Origin of the sequence: Streptomyces sp. NPDC020965, from assembly GCF_044333555.1 — a bacterium.
Classification (GTDB): Bacteria; Actinomycetota; Actinomycetes; order Streptomycetales; family Streptomycetaceae; genus Streptomyces.
In genome coordinates, this window is record NZ_JBIRRE010000005.1 from 356,983 (window position 1) to 376,024 (window position 19,042).

Genomic DNA, 19,042 nt, shown 5'->3' on the forward strand with positions numbered 1-19,042 from the left:
CGGCGCTCTCCCGTGGAGCGACCCCCAGCGGCCCCCGGTCGAGGGGCGGCCCCACGAGGGTGAGTCACACCCACCATCGCCCACCCCGCCAGTCCCGAAGGGCAGGTGATGGCCGCAGGCGGCGGCCGGAGGGACCCCACCGGGTCCCCGAGACCGTCGCCGGGCCGCGCACAGTGCTTGCATACGTCATCCGGCGATTGTTCGCCGTCGCCATGATGCTGATGGTCGTCACCCTGACGACCTTCGTCATCTTCTTCGTGCTGCCCAAGTGGGCCGGCTCCGACCCGGCGTACCTCTTCGCCGGGAAGCAGACCGACCCCGCCGCCATCGAGGGCATCCGGCAGAAGCTGGGGCTCTCCGATCCGGTGCTGGTGCAGTTCTGGCACTTCGTGCAGGGCCTGTTCGCCGGTCGGGAGTACGCCAACGGCGCCGATGTCACCAACTGCCCCGCCCCGTGCTTCGGCTACTCCTTCCGCACCGAGCAGGAGGTGTGGCCCCAGCTCACCGAGGCGATCCCGGTCACCCTGTCACTGGCCGCCGGTGCCTGTCTGCTCTGGGTCGTCGGCGGTGTCGCGGCCGGAGTCGTCTCCGCGCTGCGCCGGGGCACCCTGTGGGACCGGGCCGCGATGACCGTCGCACTGGCCGGTGTCTCCCTCCCCATCTACTTCACCGGTCTGCTCTCGCTGGCCGTCTTCAGCTACCAGCTCGACTGGATCAGCGGAGAGTACGCACCGGTGGAGGAGGACCCGGTCCAGTGGTTCCGGACCCTGATCCTGCCGTGGATCACCCTCGCCTTCCTGTACGCGGCGATGTACGCACGGCTCACCCGGGCCACCATGCTGGAGATCATGGGTGAGGACTACATCCGTACGGCCCGCGCCAAGGGGCTCACGGAACGCGTGGTCATCGGGCGGCACGCGATGCGCTCCACCTGGACGCCCGTACTGACCCTCCTCGGGCTCGACCTGGGGGCGCTGCTGGGCGGGGCGGTCCTCACCGAGTCCACGTACAACCTGCCGGGCCTCGGACGGCTGGCGATCGAGTCCATCAGCACCAAGGACCTGCCGCTGATCCTCGGCGTCACGCTCATCGCGGCGCTCTTCATCTGTGTCGCGAACCTCGTCGTGGACCTGTTGTACGCCGTCATCGACCCGCGAGTGAGGATCGGATGACTGATCTGAACGCCGACTTGAGCGAAGACTTGAACAACGAACCGAGCAACGACCCGAGCAACGACCCGGGCGCCACCGGAGGTGAGGTCGGCGATGGCGGTGAGGTCGCCGCGGCCGGTTCGCCCGCCCCCACCGCCTTCCTGGAAGTGCGCGATCTACGGGTCCACTTCCCGACCGACGACGGTCTGGTCAAGTCCGTCGACGGCCTCAGCTTCCGGCTGGAGAAGGGCAAGACCCTCGGGATCGTCGGCGAGTCCGGCTCCGGAAAGTCGGTGACCTCGCTCGGGATCATGGGACTGCACACGGCCGGGCAGTACGGTCGCCGCAAGGCGCGCATCACCGGCGAGGTCTGGCTCGACGGCCAGGAGCTGCTGGGCGCCGACCCCGACGCCGTGCGCAGGCTCCGCGGCCGGGATATGGCAATGATCTTCCAGGACCCGCTCTCCGCGCTGCATCCGTACTACACGATCGGCCGGCAGATCGTGGAGGCGTACCGGGTCCACAACGACGTCGACAAGAAGGTCGCGCGCAAGCGGGCCATCGAACTGCTCGACCGGGTGGGCATCCCCCAGCCCGACAAGCGGGTCGACAACTACGCGCACGAATTCTCCGGGGGGATGCGTCAGCGCGCGATGATCGCGATGGCGCTGGTCAACAACCCGGAGCTGCTGATCGCCGACGAGCCGACGACCGCGCTGGACGTGACCGTCCAGGCCCAGATCCTCGATCTGATCCGGGATCTTCAGAAGGAGTTCGGCTCCGCCGTCATCGTCATCACCCACGATCTGGGCGTCGTCGCGGAGCTGGCCGACGACATCCTGGTGATGTACGGCGGCCGGTGCGTCGAGCGCGGGCCCGCCGAGCAGGTCTTCTACGAGCCGCAGCACCCCTACACCTGGGGTCTGCTGGGGTCCATGCCGAGGATCGACCGCGATCAGACCGAGCGGCTCATCCCGGTCAAGGGCTCACCGCCCAGCCTGATCAACATCCCGGACGGCTGTGCCTTCCATCCGCGCTGCCCGTACGCCGATGTGCCCAAGGACGATCTGACGCGCACTGTGCGCCCCGAGCTGACGCGGGTGGGCAGCCGGCACTTCTCCGCCTGCCATATGGCGCGCGATGAGCGGACGCGGATCTGGACCGAAGAGATTGCGCCCAAGCTGTGAGTGACAAAGTGAAGATTCCCCAGCAGCCGGCCGCCGAGCGGTCGACCGGGCCGGACCCGCTGTTGAAGGTCGAGGGGCTGGTCAAGCACTTCCCCATCAAGAAGGGGTTGTTGCGGCGGCAGGCCGGCGCCGTGCAGGCGGTGGACGGGCTGACCTTCGACGTCCGGGCCGGTGAGACCCTCGGGGTGGTGGGGGAGTCCGGCTGCGGCAAGTCGACGATGGGCCGACTGATCACCCGGCTGATCGAACCGTCCGCCGGCTCGATCGAGTTCCAGGGCCACGACATCACCCACCTCGGGGTCGCGGGAATGCGCCCGCTCCGCCGCGATGTCCAGATGATCTTCCAGGACCCGTACTCCTCGCTGAATCCCCGGCACACGATCGGCACGATCGTCTCGGCGCCGTTCAAGCTCCAGGGCATCACGCCCGACGGCGGGGTGAAGAAAGAGGTCCAGCGCCTTCTCGAACTGGTGGGGCTCAATCCCGAGCACTACAACCGCTATCCACACGAATTCTCCGGCGGCCAGCGGCAGCGCGTCGGGATCGCACGGGCGCTGGCGCTGAAGCCCAAGCTGGTGGTGGCGGACGAGCCGGTCTCCGCGCTGGACGTCTCCATCCAGGCGCAGGTGGTGAACCTGCTGGACGATCTCCAGGAGGAGCTGGGGCTCACCTATGTGATCATCGCCCACGATCTCTCCGTGATCCGGCACGTCTCGGACCGCATCGCGGTGATGTACCTCGGCAAGATCGTGGAGCTGGCGGACCGGGCGTCGCTGTACGAGGCGCCCATGCACCCGTACACGAAGGCGCTGCTCTCGGCGGTGCCGGTGCCCGATCCGCGGCGGCGGGGCGGGCGGAGCGAGCGGATTCTCCTCAAGGGCGACGTGCCGTCGCCGATCTCCCCGCCGACGGGCTGCCGCTTCCACACCCGGTGCTGGAAGGCGACGGAGCTGTGCACCACCAAGGAGCCCCCGCTGGTCGAGCTGCGGCCGGGGCAGCGGGTGGCCTGCCACCACCCGGAGAACGGGCCGGACCAGGCGCCGGATGAAGCGGTGCTGGAGTCGGCGCGGGAGGCGGTGGAGATCGTGACCGCGGTGCCGAAGGCGGTGGAGTCGGCGGCGACGCCGGATGCGGATGCCGTGGTCGCGCAGGCGGCCCCCGGTGCCGCTGATACTCCTGGCTCTTCTGATGGCTCTGGTGCCACCGGCACCTCTGGCGTCTCCGGTACCTCTGGTGCTCCCGAGGCCCCCGGTACCTCTGATACCCCCGGCACCCCTGGTGCTCCTGAGGTCCCCGGTACCTCTGACATCCCCGGTACCTCTGGTGCTCCCGAGGCCCCCGGGCCGGCCGAGTCGCCCGGTGGCGCCGTCAAGGAGTAGGAGTCCGAGCAAACCCGGCACAATCGTCCGGTGCTCCAAGAATTGTTCACGCCCTCCGTCCAGCATGTGCTCGACCTCGCCGGAATCTTCGTCTTCGCGATCTCCGGCGCGCTCCTCGCCGTACGCAAGAACTTCGATGTCTTCGGCATGGCGGTACTCGCGGAGGTGACGGCCCTGGGCGGAGGGCTGATCCGCGATCTGATCATCGGCGCCGTCCCCCCGGCCGCCTTCACCGAGCTGGGGTACTTCCTGACCCCGCTGCTCGCCACCGCGCTGGTCTTCTTCCTGCATCCGCAGGTCGAGCGGATCCAGGTGGCCGTCAATGTCTTCGACGCGGCGGGCCTCGGGCTGTTCTGTGTGACCGGTACGACCAAGGCGTACGAGTACGGTCTCGGCCTGACGTCATCGGCGGTACTGGGCCTGGCGACGGCGGTCGGCGGTGGTGTGCTGCGGGACGTGCTGGCCAACGAGGTGCCGTCGCTGCTGCGCTGGGACCGCGATCTCTACGCCGTGCCCGCGATGGTCGGGGCGACGATCGTCGCCCTCTGCATCCAATTCGGCGAGCTGAACGCGCTCACCGGTGCCATGGCCGCGGTGACCGCCTTCGCGCTGCGACTGCTGGCGCTGCGCTACCACTGGCGGGCGCCGCGCGCCTACAACCGCCGCTCGGCGGCGGCCGAGGAGAGCTGAGGCCCCGGGGGCCCCGCCCGGCTCCGGGGCCCCCGGAAGCCGGATCTCGGGCCCCTGAAATAAAAAGCTACCGCTTAGTATGTCGATGTTGTACGGTGCCACCATGGCACAAGCGGTTCAGGCATCCATCGGGGACAGCGAGTTCGATCGCGACACGAGCGTCACTGCCCGCGCACCGGGCGTCTACGACGCCGAGCTCTCGGCGGGCTGGACGATCATCCGCGCCGTCAACGGCGGCTATCTGCTCGCCATGCTCGGCCGGGCGCTCCAGGACACGCTCCCGCACCCCGACCCCTTCACGGTCTCGGCGCACTACCTGAGCGCGTCCCAGCCCGGCCCCGCGCTGATCAGGACGGAGACGGTCCGCACCGGCCGTACGCTCTCCACCGGTCAGGCATCGCTCATCCAGCACGAGGCGGACGGCACCGAGGTCGAGCGCATCCGCGTCCTCGCGACCTACGGCGACCTGGACCAGCTCACCGACGAGGTGCGCACCGCCGCGACACCCCCGGACATCCCCCCGTACGAGAACTGCCTCGGCACCGCCGACGGTCCCCAGCCACCCGTCGCCGGAAGCTCGGCGATCATGGACCGGCTCAGTATGAGACTGGACCCCGCGACGATCGGCTGGGCGATCGGCGCGCCCTCCGGTAAGGGCGAGATGCGCGGCTGGTTCGCGCTCGCGGACGGCCGGGACGCGGACCCGCTCTCGCTGCTGCTCACGGTGGACGCGTTGCCGCCGACCTCGTTCGAACTGGGGCTCCGGGGCTGGACCCCCACGATCGAGCTGACCACCCATGTCCGCTGCCGCCCGGCCCCCGGGCCGCTGCGGGTCGCGATCACGACCCGCAATCTGGCGGGCGGTTTCCTGGAGGAGGACGTGGAGGTCTGGGACAGCCGGGACCGGCTGGTTGCCCAGGCCCGCCAGCTCGCCAGGGCGCCGCGCACATAACCTGACGCTCACCGTCATGTTTTTCCGTCAGACTCCGGCACGGTGAGATCACGGTGAAATCCGACCGGTTGTTGTCGATACTCCTGCTCTTGCAGACCCGTGGACTCGTCCCGGCCGGCGAGCTGGCGGAACGGCTCGAAGTCTCCGTCCGCACCATCTACCGGGATGTCGAAGCCCTCTCCGCCTCCGGCGTGCCCGTCTACGCGGAGCGCGGGCGGCACGGCGGGATCGCCCTGCTTCCCGGCTTCCGCACCGATGTCACCGGGCTCACCGAGGACGAGTCCCGGGCCCTCTTCGTCCTGGCGGCGCAGGGAGCTCACGCCGCGCTCGGGCTCGACGCGGCACTGGGCTCCGCGCTGCGCAAGGTGATGGCCGCCCTGCCCGCACCGCACCGGCCCGCCGCCGAGCTGACCAGCCGGCGAATCCTGGTGGACCCGGCCCGCTGGATGACCCCGGAACCCGCCGTCGACCTGGACGTCCTGCACACCGCGGTCTTCACCGACCGCAGGGTGCAGCTGAGCTACCGGCGCCGGGGTGCCACCGAGCCGGGCGGCTATCTGCTCGACCCGTACGGCCTCGTCGTCAAGGCGGGAGTCTGGTACCTGGTGGCCGACAAGGCGGGCGAGGCCCGCCTCTTCCGGGCCGACCGGGTGGTCGCCGCCGCGATCGTCGACGAACCGGTGCGGCGGCGGGCCGGACTGGAACTGGCCGATGTCTGGGAAACCCTGCGCCACCAGGTCGAACACCGCTCGACGGAGACCCGGGTGACGGCCCTGGTCCACTGCGACCGGCTGGAACTCCTGCGCCGCCTGCACGCGCCCCGCCTCATCGGCGAACCGGTCCCGGAGGGCGCCGACGGCGTCTGGTCGCGGGTGGAGCTGGGCTTCGACGTCCCGATGGCGGCCCGCTCCCTGCTCGCCTTCGGCGAGGGCCTCCGGGTGCTCGCGCCGCCCGAAGTCCGCGACGAACTGGCCCGCACGGCAGCGGCGATCGTGAAGCTGTACGGGGGCGACGCGACCCGGCCGGGGGCGTGAGGGCGCCTCACGCTGCGACGCCCCGTGGCGACTGGCACGGGCCGGGGCGTGCGGGAGCGGCGCGGGACGCGGTGCGGCTCCCGGTGGCTTGCGCCGGAGAGCAGCCCGCCCCCGTCGCGGCGCAGCCCAACGCCCGAGGCCGCACCGGGCCCCGGCCGGGAATCGGCGTGTGGAACGGCGGCGGCCGGCCACTTCGTGTCTCGACGGCGGTCGGCCGCAACCCCTCGGCCGGAGACCTACGGGCAGTCCACGGCAGACCTCTGACGTCTCGCCCAGCGGAGGTTCCGGCGTCGCCACAGCCGTGGTCGGAGTGTCCGGGCCCGGCCATGGGCCCCCCGCCGGAATTCCCCCGCTGGAGGGGCCCCGCCCGGCCATACCCCCTGCGCCGCGTCCGCGTCCCCACCCCGCCTCGTAGAATCGGGGCCACCATGGCATACCTCGACCACGCTGCGACCACTCCGATGCTGCCGGAAGCCGTCGAGGCGATGACCGCGCAGCTCACCGTCACCGGCAATGCCTCGGCACTGCACGCCGCCGGACGCCGGGCCCGCCGCACCGTCGAGGAGGCCCGCGAGACCCTTGCCGAGGCACTCGGCGCGCGACCCAGCGAGGTGGTCTTCACCTCGGGCGGCACCGAGGCGGACAACCTCGCCGTCAAGGGCCTGTACTGGCAGCGCCGCGACGCCGACCCCGCCAGAACCCGGGTGCTCGCCAGCCCCGTCGAACACCACGCCGTCCTCGACGCCGTCGACTGGCTCGGTGAGCACGAGGGCGCGACCGTCGAGTACCTGCCGGTGGACGCCCAGGGCCGGGTACACCCCGAGGCGCTGCGCGAGGCGATCGAGCGCAACCCCGACGATGTGGCGCTCGCCACCGTGATGTGGGCCAACAACGAGATCGGCACCATCATGCCGATCGACCGGCTCTCCGCCGTGGCCCGTGAGTTCGACATCCCCCTGCACTCGGACGCGGTCCAGGCATTCGGCCAGATCGAGGTCGGCTTCGCCGACTCCGGTCTCGCCGCGATGACCGTGTCGAGCCACAAGATCGGTGGCCCGTACGGCATCGGCGCACTCCTCCTCGGCCGGGACCGCACCCCGGTCCCCGTGCTCCACGGCGGCGGACAGGAACGCCATGTGCGCTCCGGGACACTCGACGCGCCCGCCATAGCGGCCTTCGCGGTCGCCGGGAGGCTCGCCGCCGAGCGCCGTGAGCAGTTCGCCCACGAGGTCGGCGGACTCCGCGACGAACTGGTCCGGGCCGTCCGTGCCGCCGTGCCCGACGCCATCCTCGGCGGCGACCCCGACGGCCGGCTCCCCGCCAACGCGCACTTCACTTTCCCCGGCTGCGAAGGCGACTCGCTGCTGCTGCTCCTGGACGCGCAGGGCATCGAGTGCTCCACCGGCTCGGCGTGCACGGCCGGGGTGGCGCAGCCCAGCCACGTACTCCTCGCGACGGGCACCGATCCGGACCTGGCGCGCGGGACCCTCCGCTTCAGCCTCGGCCACACCTCCACCAAGGCGGATGTGGCGGCGGTCGCCGAAGCCATCGGCCCCGCGGTGGAACGGGCCCGTACGGCTGGTCTCACCTAAGCCTGACAGCTATCGGGATCGATGGGTGGCGGGTGGCGACCACTCGCCACCCCGCCCACCCGGCCTCGCCCGCCCACCCGGGGCGCGATCGCCACCCAGGCCCGGGGCCTCGCGGCCGGTGCCCCATCCGCCCCGTACGACGGACGGCGCCGGCTCCCTCAGCCCGCTTCCGCGCTCGGCTCCACCGCGCGCCGGGCCGATGGCATCGCCGCCCGCACCAGCTTCAGATAGCGGTCCCAGTCCCAGTGGGGGCCCGGGTCCGTGTGGTCCGTCCCCGGCACCTCCACATGCCCGATGATGTGCTCCCGGTCCACCGGCAGGCCGTACCGCACACAGATCCCCGCGGTCAGGGCCGCCGACCCCCGGTACATCGCGTCCGTGAAGTCCTGCGGACGGTCCACGAACCCTTCGTGCTCTATGCCGATGCTGCGTTCGTTGAACTCGCGGTTCCCGGCGTGGAAGGCCACGTCCAGCTCGCGGATCATCTGCGCGACGTGCCCGTCCTTCCGGACGACGTAGTGCGTCGCGGCGCCGTGCCCCGGATTCTTGAAGACCCGCAGCGCGGTCGGATAGCTGCCCTGCACGACATGGATGATGACCCGGTCGATACCGAAGTCGTCGGGGCGGTCGGCCAGCCGCCAGTTACTCCGGGAGGCGGCCGTCCACTCCGCGCCCCTGTGGTCCAGCTCACCTTCCTTGCGCGGCTTCGACATGCCGGGCACCCGCCACCACAGCCGGCTCAGCTCGTCCCAGGCGAGCGCGCCGCCGCCCACCACCACGGCCGCGCCGCCGATCAGCACGCCCCGTCTGCCGATGCGCCGTCCGCCGCGCTCCGTATCGCTTCCCATGCGCTCTCAACGCATACGGGCGAGCCGTCGGTTCCCGGGGCCCGTACCCTGGTACGGCTATGACTCAGACTTCCCAGCGCCCGCTCCGTGTGCTCGCCGCCATGTCAGGCGGCGTGGACTCCGCCGTCGCCGCCGCCCGTGCCGCCGAGGCCGGTCATGATGTGACCGGAGTGCATCTGGCGCTCTCCGCCAACCCGCAGTCGTTCCGCACGGGCGCGCGCGGCTGCTGCACCATCGAGGACTCCCGCGACGCCCGCCGCGCAGCGGACGTGATCGGCATCCCCTTCTACGTATGGGATCTCGCCGAGCGCTTCCGCGAGGACGTGGTCGAGGACTTCATCGCGGAGTACGAGGCGGGTCGCACCCCCAACCCCTGTCTGCGCTGCAACGAGAAGATCAAGTTCGCGGCCCTGCTCGACAAGGCGCTCGCGCTCGGTTTCGACGCGGTCTGCACCGGCCACTACGCGACCGTGGTGCCCCTGCCGGACGGCGGCCGGGAACTGCACCGCGCCAGCGATATGGCCAAGGACCAGTCGTACGTCCTCGGCGTGCTGGACGAGCGCCAGCTCGCCCACGCCATGTTCCCCCTCGGTGACACGCTCACCACGAAGGACGAGATCCGCGCGGAGGCCGAGCGGCGGGGGCTCGCGGTCGCGAAGAAGCCGGACAGCCACGACATCTGCTTCATCGCCGACGGCGACACCCAGGGTTTCCTGGCCTCCCGGCTCGGCACCGCCGAGGGCGACATCGTGGACGAGTCGGGGGCGAAGGTCGGCAGCCACGACGGTGCCTTCGGCTTCACCATCGGCCAGCGCAAGGGCCTGCGGATCGGACACCCGGCGGCGGACGGCAAACCGCGCTATGTGCTGGACATCTCCCCGGTGAACAACACCGTGACGGTCGGCCCGCTCGCGGCGCTCGACGTCACCGCCCTGACCGCGATCAGGCCCCGCTGGTGCGGCGCGGCGCCCACCGCCCCGGGGACGTACACGGCCCAGCTCCGCGCCCATGGCGGGGAGACCGAGGTCACCGCCGCCCTGGACGGCGACGAGCTGCGGGTGAGCTTCACCGAGCCGGTGCGCGGGGTCGCTCCCGGCCAGGCGATCGTGCTCTACGACGGCACCCGCGTGGTGGGCTCGGCCACGATCGCGTCCACCGAGCGCGCGGCGGCCCTCTCCTCGTCGTAGCTCCCGGCACCGGTCACCGGCACCGGTGACCGGTGGCCCCGGCCCGCTAAGCCGCGAAGAAGTCCGCCAGCACCGGCGCCAGCACATGCGGTGCCACCTCGTGGGTCTGCCCCGTCAGCGTGCGGTGCCGGCCGCGCGGCAGGGCCCGCGCCACCAGACGGGCGGCCTCCCGCATCCACGGCGGGCTCGCCCCGCCGTCCACGACCATGACCCGCGTCCCGACCCGGCTCAGCAGCCCGGCGGGAAGCGCGCCGTTGCCCATGATCTCGTGGTCGTACGGAAGTGTGTGCGCCACCGACTCCAGCTCGGCCCACATCGGGGCGTGCCGCATCCGGGACACCGTCTCGGCCGGCATCCCCGCCTCGCCGAGGAAGAGCGCGAGGGCGTCCCCGCACAACCCCGCGGCCAGCAGCTCCCGCAGCCGGATGACCGGGGCGGCGGGCCGCTGGCCGGCGCGCGCGGCCGGGTTGAACGGCGGCTCGTACGCCGAGAGCTGGGTGATCGGGAGGCCCGCCGCCGCCGCTCTCAGGGCCAGCGCGCCACCGGAGGACATCCCGTGCACGGAGACCTCCCCGCCCGCATCGGCGATGACGGCCGCGAGGTCCTCGATCTCCCGGTCCACGGCGTACGGGGCGGTGTCACCGCTCGCCGCCCGGCCGCGCCGGTCGTAGGTGATGACGGTGAAGCGGGGGGCGAGCAGCGCGGCGAGCGGGGCGTCGGTGGCCGCCGTGCAGAGCGCTCCGCCGACCAGGACGAGCGGCGGGCCGTCGCCCCGTCGCTCGTACGCGATGCGCGTCCCGTCCCCCGACCGCGCCCTGTTGAGGGTCCGGCTCATGTTGTCCATAGGAGTGCTGACCGGCGCTCGTCGCGGAACTCATCGCCCGCGCGTGAGATTCTTCGGCGCGTCCCGCAACCAGGGGGCACGGTTTCCGCCCACCGCGCCCCCGTACGGTGACGGAATGAACATCTGTGTCTTTCTCTCCGCCGCCGATCTGGACGACCGCTACACCCGGCCCGCCCGGGAGTTCGCCGAACTGCTCGGCAGGGCGGGCCACACCCTGGTGTGGGGCGGTTCCGAGAGCGGGCTGATGAAGGTGGTCGCCGACGGCGTCCAGGAGACGGGCGGGCGGCTCGTGGGCGTCTCGGTCGAGTTCCTCGCGCACGTCGCGCGCGCCGACGCCGACGAGATGGTGATCGCCAAGGATCTCGGCGAGCGCAAGGCGCTGCTGCTCGCCAGGTCCGAAGCCGTCGTGATCATGGTCGGGGGGCTGGGGACGCTGGACGAGGCCACCGAGATCCTGGAGCTGAAGAAGCACGGCAAACACACCAAGCCGGTGGTCCTGCTGAACACGGCGGGCTTCTACGACGGTCTGAAGGAACAGCTCAATCGGATGGAGCGAGAGGGCTTCCTGCCGTTGCCCCTCACCGACCTGGTGTTCTTCGCGGAGGACGGGGTCGCGGCGCTCGCCTATCTTGAGGAGGCGGCCGGGGTGCGGTGACCCCTCTCCGGAGTGCGAGCATGGTCGGCATGGCAACACATCTGATCACCGGCTCGGGCTCCGGCATCGGCGCGGCCGTCACGCGCCGGCTGCACGAACGCGGCGACGACCTCATTCTGCTGGCGCGGGACGCCGGACGCGCGAAGCAGCTCGCGGGCGTCTACCCCGGTGCCCGTACGCTCGTCGCCGACCTGGCCGACCCCGACCGGATCTCCTGGGCGTTCTCGCACCAGCCGATGCCGGATCGACTGGACTCGCTGCTGCACATCGCGGGCATCGTCGACCTCGGCCCGGTCGGCGACCTGCGGCCCAAGACCTGGCACCAGCAGCTCAACGCCAACCTCATCTCGCCCGCCGAGCTCACTCGGCTGATGCTGCCGCAGCTCCGCGTCTCCCAGGGGCACGTGATCTTCGTCAACTCGGGCGCCGGGCTCGCCGCGCACGCGGAGTGGAGCGCGTACGCGGCCTCCAAGCACGGTCTGAAGGCCCTCGCCGACTCCCTGCGCCAGGAGGAGCACGCCGGCGGCGTCCGGGTCACCTCGGTCTTCCCGGGGCGTACGGCGAGCCCGATGCAGGCCAGGGTGCACTCCCAGGAGGGCAAGGAGTACGACGCGGCGCGCTGGATCGACCCCGAGTCGGTCGCGACGGCGATCCTCACCGCGTTGGATCTGCCGAGGGACGCCGAGATCGACAATCTGAGCGTGCGCCCCGGCCGCTGAGGCTGTTCCCCGCGCGCCGCCGAACGGTTCACCGCCGATCCGTTCGGCCCGCCGGGGGCTCCCGGATGCACCGCACCGGAGACCTTGCCCGGCGCCGGCGGGACGGCTCGCTGGAGTTCCTGGGCCGCGCGGGCGGCCAGGTGAAGCTGCGTGGTTTCCGGATCGAGCTCGGGGAGACCGGGACCGTGCGACCGCGACTGGGTGGCCGTGTGCGACCGTGACCGCGGCCGGACTGAGCGCGTGACCGCGACCGGGTGGCCGGGGGGTGCCGGGGTGCCGGGTGTACGGGGCGCCCCGCCCGGGCCCCGTACACCCGCGGCCCTGGAACCCCGTACACCCGCGGCAGGCGGCAAGCGGCAGGCGGAGAGCGCGGGCACGCCGGTTCCCGGCCCGAGCGCGGCACGTACGCTTCCGGGGTGAGCGAGAAGAGCGAGTTCAGCTGGGGCCCCGCCACCGGCGTCGGGTCCATGCCCGGTGTCGACGCGCGCGAGGCCGCGAAGACCGTCATCGGGTCCTTCGAAGACTTTCCCCACCTGCCCGAGCTGCCGGCCCGGGGCCCCGGCGCCGACATGATCGGGCGGAGCCTCGGTCTGCTCGTGGAGATGTACGCCCATGTCGAACCCAGCGGCTGGCGCGTCAGCGACCGGCCGGGCCGGGACACCCGGCGGGCCCGCTCCTGGCTCGGCGAGGACCTCGACGCCCTGGAGGAGTACACCCAGGGGTACCAGGGCCCGCTGAAGATCCAGGCCGTCGGCCCGTGGACGCTCGCCGCCGCGCTGGAGCTGCGCGGCGGCGAGGCGGTCCTCTCCGACCTCGGCGCCTGCCGCGATCTCGCTGCCTCGCTCGCGGAGGGCATCCGGACCCACCTGGCGGACGTACGGCGCCGGATTCCCGGCGCCCGGGTGGTGCTCCAACTGGACGAGCCGTCGCTGTTCGCCGTGTTGAGCGGCCGGGTCCGCAGCGCCAGCGGCTACCGCACCTACCGGGCGGTGGACCGGCAGCTCGTGGAATCCGCCCTGCGGGAGCTGATCGCGGACGAGACGGTCGTCGTCCACTCCTGCGCCCCGGACGTGCCGTTCACGCTGCTGCGCCGGGCCGGCGCGGCGGGGATCTCCTTCGACGCCGCGCTACTCACCGAGCGTGACGACGATGCCATCGGTGAGGCCGTCGAGGGCGGCACGAAGCTCTTCGCGGGCGTCGTGCCGTCGACGGACACGGCGTTGTCAGACCCGGCGGGTAGCGTCATGGGTGTCAGGATGCTGTGGCGCAGGCTGGGGCTGCATCCAGGGATTCTCGCCGAGTCCGTGGTGGTCACCCCGAGCTGCGGTCTCGCGGGCGCCTCACCGGCGTACGCACGGGCGGCGCTCGCCCATTGCGCCCTGGCCGCGAGATCGCTCGCGGACAACCCTGAGTAATGGGTGCTGGGATACGGGAGGACGAGACGGTGGCTGGCGAAGAGCGTACGGAACGGCGTACGGACCTGTCCGCACACGAGGGACAGGACGGTTCGGGGCTGCCCGCCGACGCGCGGGAGCGGCACGCCGACCTCGCCGAGCGGATCGAGGGGCATCGCTTCCGGTACTACGTACAGGACCGGCCGACCATCAGCGACGGCGAGTTCGACACGCTGCTGCGCTCCCTGGAGGAGCTGGAAGAGCGGTATCCCGCGCTGCGGACGCCCGACTCGCCCACCCAGAAGGTCGCCGGTCAGTACGAGACGGACCTCGCGAAGGTCGAGCACCGCGAGCGGATGCTCTCCCTGGACAACGCCTTCAGCGACGAGGAGCTGACCCTCTGGGCCGAGCGCGTCGAGCGTGACGTGGGCACATCGGACTTCCACTTCCTGTGCGAGCTGAAGGTCGACGGCCTCGCCGTGAACCTGACGTACGAGAAGGGACGGCTGGTCCGCGCCGCGACCCGGGGCGACGGCCGCGTCGGCGAGGACATCACGCCGAACGTCCGCACCATCGCCGACATCCCGGAGCGGTTGAGCGGTGACCGGATCCCGGAGCTGGTGGAGGTCCGCGGCGAGGTCTACTTCCCGATGGACGCCTTCCAGGAGCTGAACGCCCGCCGGGTGGCCGCGGGCGAGCAGCCGTACGCCAACCCCCGCAACTCCGCCTCGGGCTCGCTGCGCCAGAAGGACCCGAAGGTCACCGCCACCCTGCCGCTCCACATGGTGGTGCACGGCATCGGCGCGCGGCAGGGCTTCGACATCGACTGCCTCTCGCACGCCTACGACCTGCTGCGCGAGTGGGGTCTGCCCACCGCCCGGCACAACAAGGTCGTGAACACCCTGGAGGAGGTGCGCGAGTTCATCGCCCACTTCGGCGAGAACCGCCACTCCATGGAGCATGAGATCGACGGCGTGGTCGTCAAGCTCGACGAGATCCCCCTCCAGGGGCGGCTCGGCTCCACCGCGCGGGCGCCCCGCTGGGCCATCGCCTGGAAGTACGCGCCGGAGGAGGTCAACACCAAGCTGATCAACATCCGGGTCGGGGTGGGCCGCACCGGCCGCGTCACTCCGTACGCCCAGGTCGAGCCGGTCAAGGTGGCGGGCTCCGAGGTCGAGTTCGCCACCCTGCACAACCAGGACGTGGTGAAGGCCAAGGGCGTGCTCATCGGGGACACGGTGGTGCTGCGCAAGGCCGGTGACGTCATTCCGGAGATCCTCGGACCGGTGGTCGATCTGCGGGACGGCACCGAGCGCGAGTTCGTGATGCCCGCCGAGTGCCCCGAATGCGGGACGGAGCTGCGGCCGATGAAGGAGGCCGACGTCGACCTGCGCTGCCCCAACGCCCGTTCCTGCCCCGCCCAGTTGCGGGAGCGGCTCTTCTATCTCGCCGGGCGCAACGCACTCGACATCGAGCACTTCGGGCTGGTCGCCGCCGCCGCCCTCACCAAGCCCCTGGAGCCGTCGGAGCCGCCGCTGCGGGACGAGGGCGACCTCTTCGACCTCAGCATGGAGCAGTTGCTGCCGATCCGGGCGTACGTGCTCGACCAGGACAGCGGACTGCCCAAGCGCGACCCGGAGACGGGCGAGCCGAAGATCGTGCCGGTCTTCGCCAACCAGCAGGGCGAGGCCAGGAAGAACGCCGTGGCGATGCTGGAGAACATCGCCGCCGCCAGGACCCGGCCGCTCGCGCGGATCCTCACCGGGCTCTCCATCCGGCATGTGGGGCCGGTCGCGGCGCGGGCCCTGGCGCGCGAGTTCCGCTCCATCGACCGGATCAGGGAGGCCACCGAGCAGGAGCTGGCCGACACCGACGGCGTCGGGAGCATCATCGCCGCCTCGCTGAAGCAGTGGTTCGCCGAGCCCTGGCACGAGGAGATCCTCCGCAAGTGGGCGGCGGCCGGTGTGCGGATGGAAGAGGAGGGCGCGGGGGAGGACCAGGGGCCCCGTCCGCTCGAAGGTCTCACCGTCGTCGTCACGGGAACCCTTGAGAACTACACCAGAGATGGCGCAAAAGAGGCCCTACAGAACCTCGGCGCGAAAGTGACCGGTTCTGTCTCCAAGAAAACGGGGTTCGTGGTGGTCGGGGACAACCCCGGCTCCAAGTACGACAAGGCGATGCAGATCAAGGTGCCCGTTCTGGACGAGAGCGGCTTTGTCGTCCTCCTCGAACAGGGGCCCGAAGCGGCTCGTGAGGCGGCTGTGCCTGGAGAGGCGTGACACGGGGGGCGTGAGCGGGGCTCATGGGGGGCGCGTTCGCGGAGAGGCAGGGGGCGCGCGGGGCAAGAACAAGACTCCCTTGACAGCGGAGAAACGACTGGTACAGGTCACCCGTTCAGCGCATAGCAGATGGATAAGGGTGGCCTGGTCGCATTCGGGCAAGAGCTGTAGTGCGCCGCCCGTCGAAGCCTCCTGCCACCTACTGTTGAGACGTGCGCCTGTCGTGCACGGCTGCGTGGTGGATTTCAGTCGTGGTGGTGGGATGACAACGGGAACCATCGCGAGGCATCGGCACCGCCGGCTGTGAGAGGGACGGGACGGGAATGAAACCGACCGAGAGCACCGCCCCGGTCCCACGGCCGCGTGGTTTCGCGGCCCTCGCGGGCATCGCCAACATGCCACCGGGACTGCCCCTGGCCGTCGTCGCGGGCGCGACGGCCGTCCTCGCCACCGGGGTCACCGACACCCTGCGCGAGGGCCGCGCCCTCTTCCCCGGCTCCACGGTGGGCTGGGCGCTCGCGGTCCTCACCGCGATCATCGTCGGCCATCTGGTCGCCCTCGGCCGCGACCGCTGGTGGGGCGGCACCGGCTCCGGCGCCGTCCTCACCATCGCCGTCCTGCTGCTCTACGGCTGGATGGCGGCCTGCCTCATCAGCCTCGCCGTCGTCGCCCTCGTCGGCACCGCCCGCAGACATCGCTGGCGCCACGGCGTCCTGCACGGCTCGGTGGACGTCCTCGGCATCGGCGCCGCCGCCCTCGTTCTCGCGCTCTTCGGGACCACCCCCAGCGTCGAGAACCCCTGGGCGCCACTCGACTGGGGCATCGAGGCCGCGCCCGAAGTGATCCTGGCGGCCACCGCCTACCTCGGGGTCACCCGTCTCCTGCTCTGGTACGTGCTCGCGCCCCAGACCGACGGACTGCCCACCGTCGCCCGTACGGCCCTGCTGCGGCAGGGCCTTGTCGCGGTGGCCCTCCTCGGCATCGCGCCGCTGATCTGCGTCGTCGCCATCGACATGCCCGTACTGCTGCCGCTGTTCGCCGTCCCCCTGATGGCCCTCGACTCCACCCTCTGGATAGCGCGGGCACGGGCCGAGGAGCAGCTCCGTGACCCCCTGACCGGACTGCCCAACCGGCAGTGGCTGTTGGAGCGGACCTGGTCCGCGCTGGAGGACGCGGAGAACGACGGCACCCGCGCCGCCCTCGTCCTCATCGACCTCGACCGCTTCCGCTCCGTCAACGACACGCTCGGCCATCTCGCCGGCGACCGGCTGCTGTTGCAGATCGCCCACCGGCTCCGACACGCCCTGCCGCGCGGCGCCGAGGCGGCCAGGCTCGGCGGCGACGAATTCGCCGTCCTGCTGCCCACCGCCGACTCCATCACCAGCGCCCAGCGCGTCGCCCGCCAGCTCGCCTCCGAACTCTCCTCACCGCTCGACCTGGACGGCCTCACCCTGGTCCTGGAGGCCAGCGCCGGTGTCGCCGTCTTCCCCGAGCACGCGCTCGACGCGGAAGGGCTGCTGCGCCGCGCCGATGTGGCGATGTACCAGGCCAAGCGGGACCGTACCGGCGTCGAGGTGTACGAGTCCAAGCGCGACAGCAACACCCCTGACCGGCTCGGCCTGCTGGGCGATCTGCGCCGGGCGCTGGACGCGCGCGAGGTCGAGCTGCACTACCAGCCCAAGGTCCGCTTCGACGGCCATGTCGCGGGCCTGGAGGCCCTGGTCCGCTGGGTCCACCCGGACCGCGGCCGGGTGCCCCCGGACGAGTTCATCGCGATAGCCGAGTCCTCCGGTCTGATGCCCCACCTCACCGAGTACGTGCTCGACACCGCGCTCGCCCAGGTCGCCAAGTGGCGGGCGCAGGGGCTGATGGTGCCGGTCGCCGTCAATGTCTCCCCGCGGGACGTCCACACCCCCGGCTTCGCCGGCTCCGTCGCCGCGCGACTGGCCCGGCACGGCGTCCCACCGGGGGCGCTCCAGTTGGAGATCACCGAGCATGTGCTGCTGGAGGACCCGCAGCGCGCCGCCGACACCCTCGCGGGCCTGACCGACCACGGCGTCAAGATGTCCCTCGACGACTTCGGTACGGGCTACTCCTCCCTGGTCCATCTGCGCCGCCTCCCGGTCAGCGAGCTGAAGATCGACCGCTCGTTCGTGGCCCGGCTCGCGGTGGACACGGAGGACGCGGAGATCGTCCGCTGCACCGTGGACCTGGCGCACTCCCTGGGACTGCTGGTCGTCGCGGAGGGCGTCGAGGACGACGAGACCTGGGAGCGGCTCCGGGACCTGGGCTGCGACGCCGTGCAGGGCTGGCTGGTGGCGGCGGCGATGCCGCCCGCCGAGACGACCGCGTGGCTACGGGCCCGGGGGGAGCGGGGCTGGCACCGGCAGCCCCGCGCCGCCGCCCCCGAGGTGGCCCCCGCCCCCGAACCCGCCCCGGCGGACGCGGACGAGCCCTCGGGCCAGGTGGTCCCGTAGCGGCCCGGGGTCCGGCGCACGGCGCGCGCCCGGCCCCCCGGCCGGACCCCGTACCCGGCCCCCCGGCCGGACCCCGTACCCGGCCCCCCGGCGACCCGGTGCCCGACGCCTCAGTGACCCCGCGCCGGCCGCGTGGCGCCCGCGCCCGATCGTCCCCGGCACCCCGCGCACGGTTGCTCGACCGCCGGGGGGTGGCCGCCGTCCCGCGGGTGTTCCGATCGCCGGGGCGGGGGTCCCTCTGGGCGGGGAGCCGGAGGCCAGCGGAGCGGGGGAGGCAAACCGTTTCGTGGTCGGGTGGCCGTGCCCCATAGGATTGGGGTCACACCACTCTCACTCACCCCTGAGGATCGCTGCATGTCTGGCATTACGCGCGAGGAGGTCGCCCACCTCGCCCGCCTGGCACGTCTGGAGCTATCCGGCGACGAACTCGATCAGTTCGCCGGTCAGCTCGGCGACATCATCGGCGCGGTCGCCCGCGTCGCCGAGGTCGCCGACCAGGACGTGCCCCCGACCTCCCACCCGCTGCCGCTGACCAATGTCATGCGTGCGGACGAGGTCCGTCCGTCGCTCACCCCCGAGCAGGCGCTCTCCGGCGCCCCGGCCCAGGAACAGCAGCGTTTCAAAGTGCCGCGGATCCTGGGGGAGGACTGATCA

At 71.8% G+C, this 19,042-nt stretch carries 16 protein-coding genes; 14 read left to right on the plus strand and 2 right to left on the minus strand.

All coding sequences use genetic code 11. The annotated features are described in order from the left end of the window. Positions 1-173: 173 nt before the first annotated feature. The 7 genes from ACH4S7_RS18030 (at position 174) to ACH4S7_RS18060 (ending at position 7,985) form a co-directional block, all read left to right on the plus strand. Positions 174-1,172, plus strand: coding sequence for an ABC transporter permease (locus ACH4S7_RS18030; RefSeq protein WP_398522175.1), 999 nt, complete (start codon positions 174-176; stop codon positions 1,170-1,172). Continuing rightward, positions 1,169-2,338, plus strand: coding sequence for an ABC transporter ATP-binding protein (locus ACH4S7_RS18035; protein ID WP_398522176.1), 1,170 nt, complete (start codon positions 1,169-1,171; stop codon positions 2,336-2,338). The genes ACH4S7_RS18030 and ACH4S7_RS18035 overlap by 4 nt, the downstream gene beginning before the upstream one ends. An 8-nt stretch (positions 2,339-2,346) precedes the next feature. After that, complete coding sequence (locus ACH4S7_RS18040; protein WP_398522366.1) at positions 2,347-3,717, plus strand: dipeptide ABC transporter ATP-binding protein; 1,371 nt, start codon at positions 2,347-2,349, stop codon at positions 3,715-3,717. Between the two features lie 30 nt (positions 3,718-3,747). After that, positions 3,748-4,407, plus strand: a complete 660-nt coding sequence (locus ACH4S7_RS18045; protein WP_398522177.1) for a trimeric intracellular cation channel family protein — start codon at positions 3,748-3,750, stop codon at positions 4,405-4,407. Between the two features lie 103 nt (positions 4,408-4,510). After that, positions 4,511-5,359, plus strand: a complete 849-nt coding sequence (locus ACH4S7_RS18050) for a thioesterase family protein (RefSeq protein WP_398522178.1) — start codon at positions 4,511-4,513, stop codon at positions 5,357-5,359. Positions 5,360-5,412: 53 nt separating this feature from the next. After that, positions 5,413-6,393, plus strand: a complete 981-nt coding sequence (locus ACH4S7_RS18055) for a helix-turn-helix transcriptional regulator (protein WP_398522179.1) — start codon at positions 5,413-5,415, stop codon at positions 6,391-6,393. A 428-nt stretch (positions 6,394-6,821) separates the two neighbouring features. Beyond that, positions 6,822-7,985, plus strand: coding sequence for a cysteine desulfurase family protein (locus tag ACH4S7_RS18060; protein WP_398522180.1), 1,164 nt, complete (start codon positions 6,822-6,824; stop codon positions 7,983-7,985). Positions 7,986-8,143: 158 nt separating this feature from the next. Here the strand turns inward: ACH4S7_RS18060 and ACH4S7_RS18065 are convergent, their stop codons facing one another. Then, the gene (locus ACH4S7_RS18065; RefSeq protein ID WP_398522181.1) at positions 8,144-8,833 is read right to left on the minus strand and encodes an N-acetylmuramoyl-L-alanine amidase; all 690 of its coding nucleotides are present in this window, start codon (positions 8,831-8,833) and stop codon (positions 8,144-8,146) included. A gap of 59 nt (positions 8,834-8,892) precedes the next feature. Here ACH4S7_RS18065 and mnmA point away from each other — a divergent pair, with 59 nt between their 5' ends. Continuing rightward, positions 8,893-10,020 carry a tRNA 2-thiouridine(34) synthase MnmA gene (gene mnmA, locus ACH4S7_RS18070; RefSeq protein ID WP_398522182.1) on the plus strand — a complete coding sequence of 376 codons (1,128 nt, stop codon included), beginning with the start codon at positions 8,893-8,895 and terminating at the stop codon, positions 10,018-10,020. Between the two features lie 46 nt (positions 10,021-10,066). Here mnmA and ACH4S7_RS18075 read toward each other — a convergent pair whose 3' ends face one another. Then, positions 10,067-10,864 (minus strand): alpha/beta fold hydrolase, encoded by a 798-nt coding sequence (locus tag ACH4S7_RS18075; RefSeq protein WP_398522183.1) that lies wholly within the window; start codon positions 10,862-10,864, stop codon positions 10,067-10,069. 115 nt (positions 10,865-10,979) lie between these two features. On the opposite strand from ACH4S7_RS18075, the gene ACH4S7_RS18080 reads away from it, so the two are divergent. The 6 genes from ACH4S7_RS18080 to gatC all read left to right on the plus strand — a co-directional run bounded on the left by ACH4S7_RS18080 (position 10,980) and on the right by gatC (position 19,039). Beyond that, positions 10,980-11,519: a TIGR00730 family Rossman fold protein gene (locus ACH4S7_RS18080; RefSeq protein ID WP_398522184.1), complete on the plus strand. Its 540-nt coding sequence runs from the start codon at positions 10,980-10,982 to the stop codon at positions 11,517-11,519. A 29-nt stretch (positions 11,520-11,548) separates the two neighbouring features. Then, the gene (locus ACH4S7_RS18085; protein ID WP_398522185.1) at positions 11,549-12,238 is read left to right on the plus strand and encodes an SDR family oxidoreductase; all 690 of its coding nucleotides are present in this window, start codon (positions 11,549-11,551) and stop codon (positions 12,236-12,238) included. A gap of 416 nt (positions 12,239-12,654) precedes the next feature. Continuing rightward, on the plus strand, positions 12,655-13,653 hold the full coding sequence (locus ACH4S7_RS18090; protein WP_398522186.1) for a methionine synthase: 999 nt from the start codon (positions 12,655-12,657) through the stop codon (positions 13,651-13,653). A 29-nt stretch (positions 13,654-13,682) separates the two neighbouring features. Next, the gene (gene ligA / locus ACH4S7_RS18095; RefSeq protein ID WP_398522187.1) at positions 13,683-15,911 is read left to right on the plus strand and encodes an NAD-dependent DNA ligase LigA; all 2,229 of its coding nucleotides are present in this window, start codon (positions 13,683-13,685) and stop codon (positions 15,909-15,911) included. 323 nt (positions 15,912-16,234) lie between these two features. Further along, on the plus strand, positions 16,235-18,388 hold the full coding sequence (locus ACH4S7_RS18100) for a putative bifunctional diguanylate cyclase/phosphodiesterase (RefSeq protein WP_398522188.1): 2,154 nt from the start codon (positions 16,235-16,237) through the stop codon (positions 18,386-18,388). Between the two features lie 354 nt (positions 18,389-18,742). Further along, positions 18,743-19,039, plus strand: a complete 297-nt coding sequence (gene gatC / locus ACH4S7_RS18105) for an Asp-tRNA(Asn)/Glu-tRNA(Gln) amidotransferase subunit GatC (protein WP_398522189.1) — start codon at positions 18,743-18,745, stop codon at positions 19,037-19,039. Positions 19,040-19,042 lie beyond the last annotated feature (3 nt).

Bases quoted from the DNA above. Each gene is read 5' to 3' on its own strand.
- ACH4S7_RS18075 (WP_398522183.1), bottom strand. From the start codon at position 10,864: ATGGACAACATGAGCCGGACCCTCAACAGGGCGCGGTCGGGGGACGGG.
- ACH4S7_RS18080 (WP_398522184.1), top strand. From the start codon at position 10,980: ATGAACATCTGTGTCTTTCTCTCCGCCGCCGATCTGGACGACCGCTAC.
- ACH4S7_RS18100 (WP_398522188.1), top strand. From the start codon at position 16,235: ATGAAACCGACCGAGAGCACCGCCCCGGTCCCACGGCCGCGTGGTTTC.
- ACH4S7_RS18085 (WP_398522185.1), top strand. From the start codon at position 11,549: ATGGCAACACATCTGATCACCGGCTCGGGCTCCGGCATCGGCGCGGCC.
- mnmA (WP_398522182.1), top strand. From the start codon at position 8,893: ATGACTCAGACTTCCCAGCGCCCGCTCCGTGTGCTCGCCGCCATGTCA.
- ACH4S7_RS18060 (WP_398522180.1), top strand. From the start codon at position 6,822: ATGGCATACCTCGACCACGCTGCGACCACTCCGATGCTGCCGGAAGCC.
- ACH4S7_RS18065 (WP_398522181.1), bottom strand. From the start codon at position 8,833: ATGGGAAGCGATACGGAGCGCGGCGGACGGCGCATCGGCAGACGGGGC.
- ACH4S7_RS18035 (WP_398522176.1), top strand. From the start codon at position 1,169: ATGACTGATCTGAACGCCGACTTGAGCGAAGACTTGAACAACGAACCG.
- gatC (WP_398522189.1), top strand. From the start codon at position 18,743: ATGTCTGGCATTACGCGCGAGGAGGTCGCCCACCTCGCCCGCCTGGCA.
- ACH4S7_RS18050 (WP_398522178.1), top strand. From the start codon at position 4,511: ATGGCACAAGCGGTTCAGGCATCCATCGGGGACAGCGAGTTCGATCGC.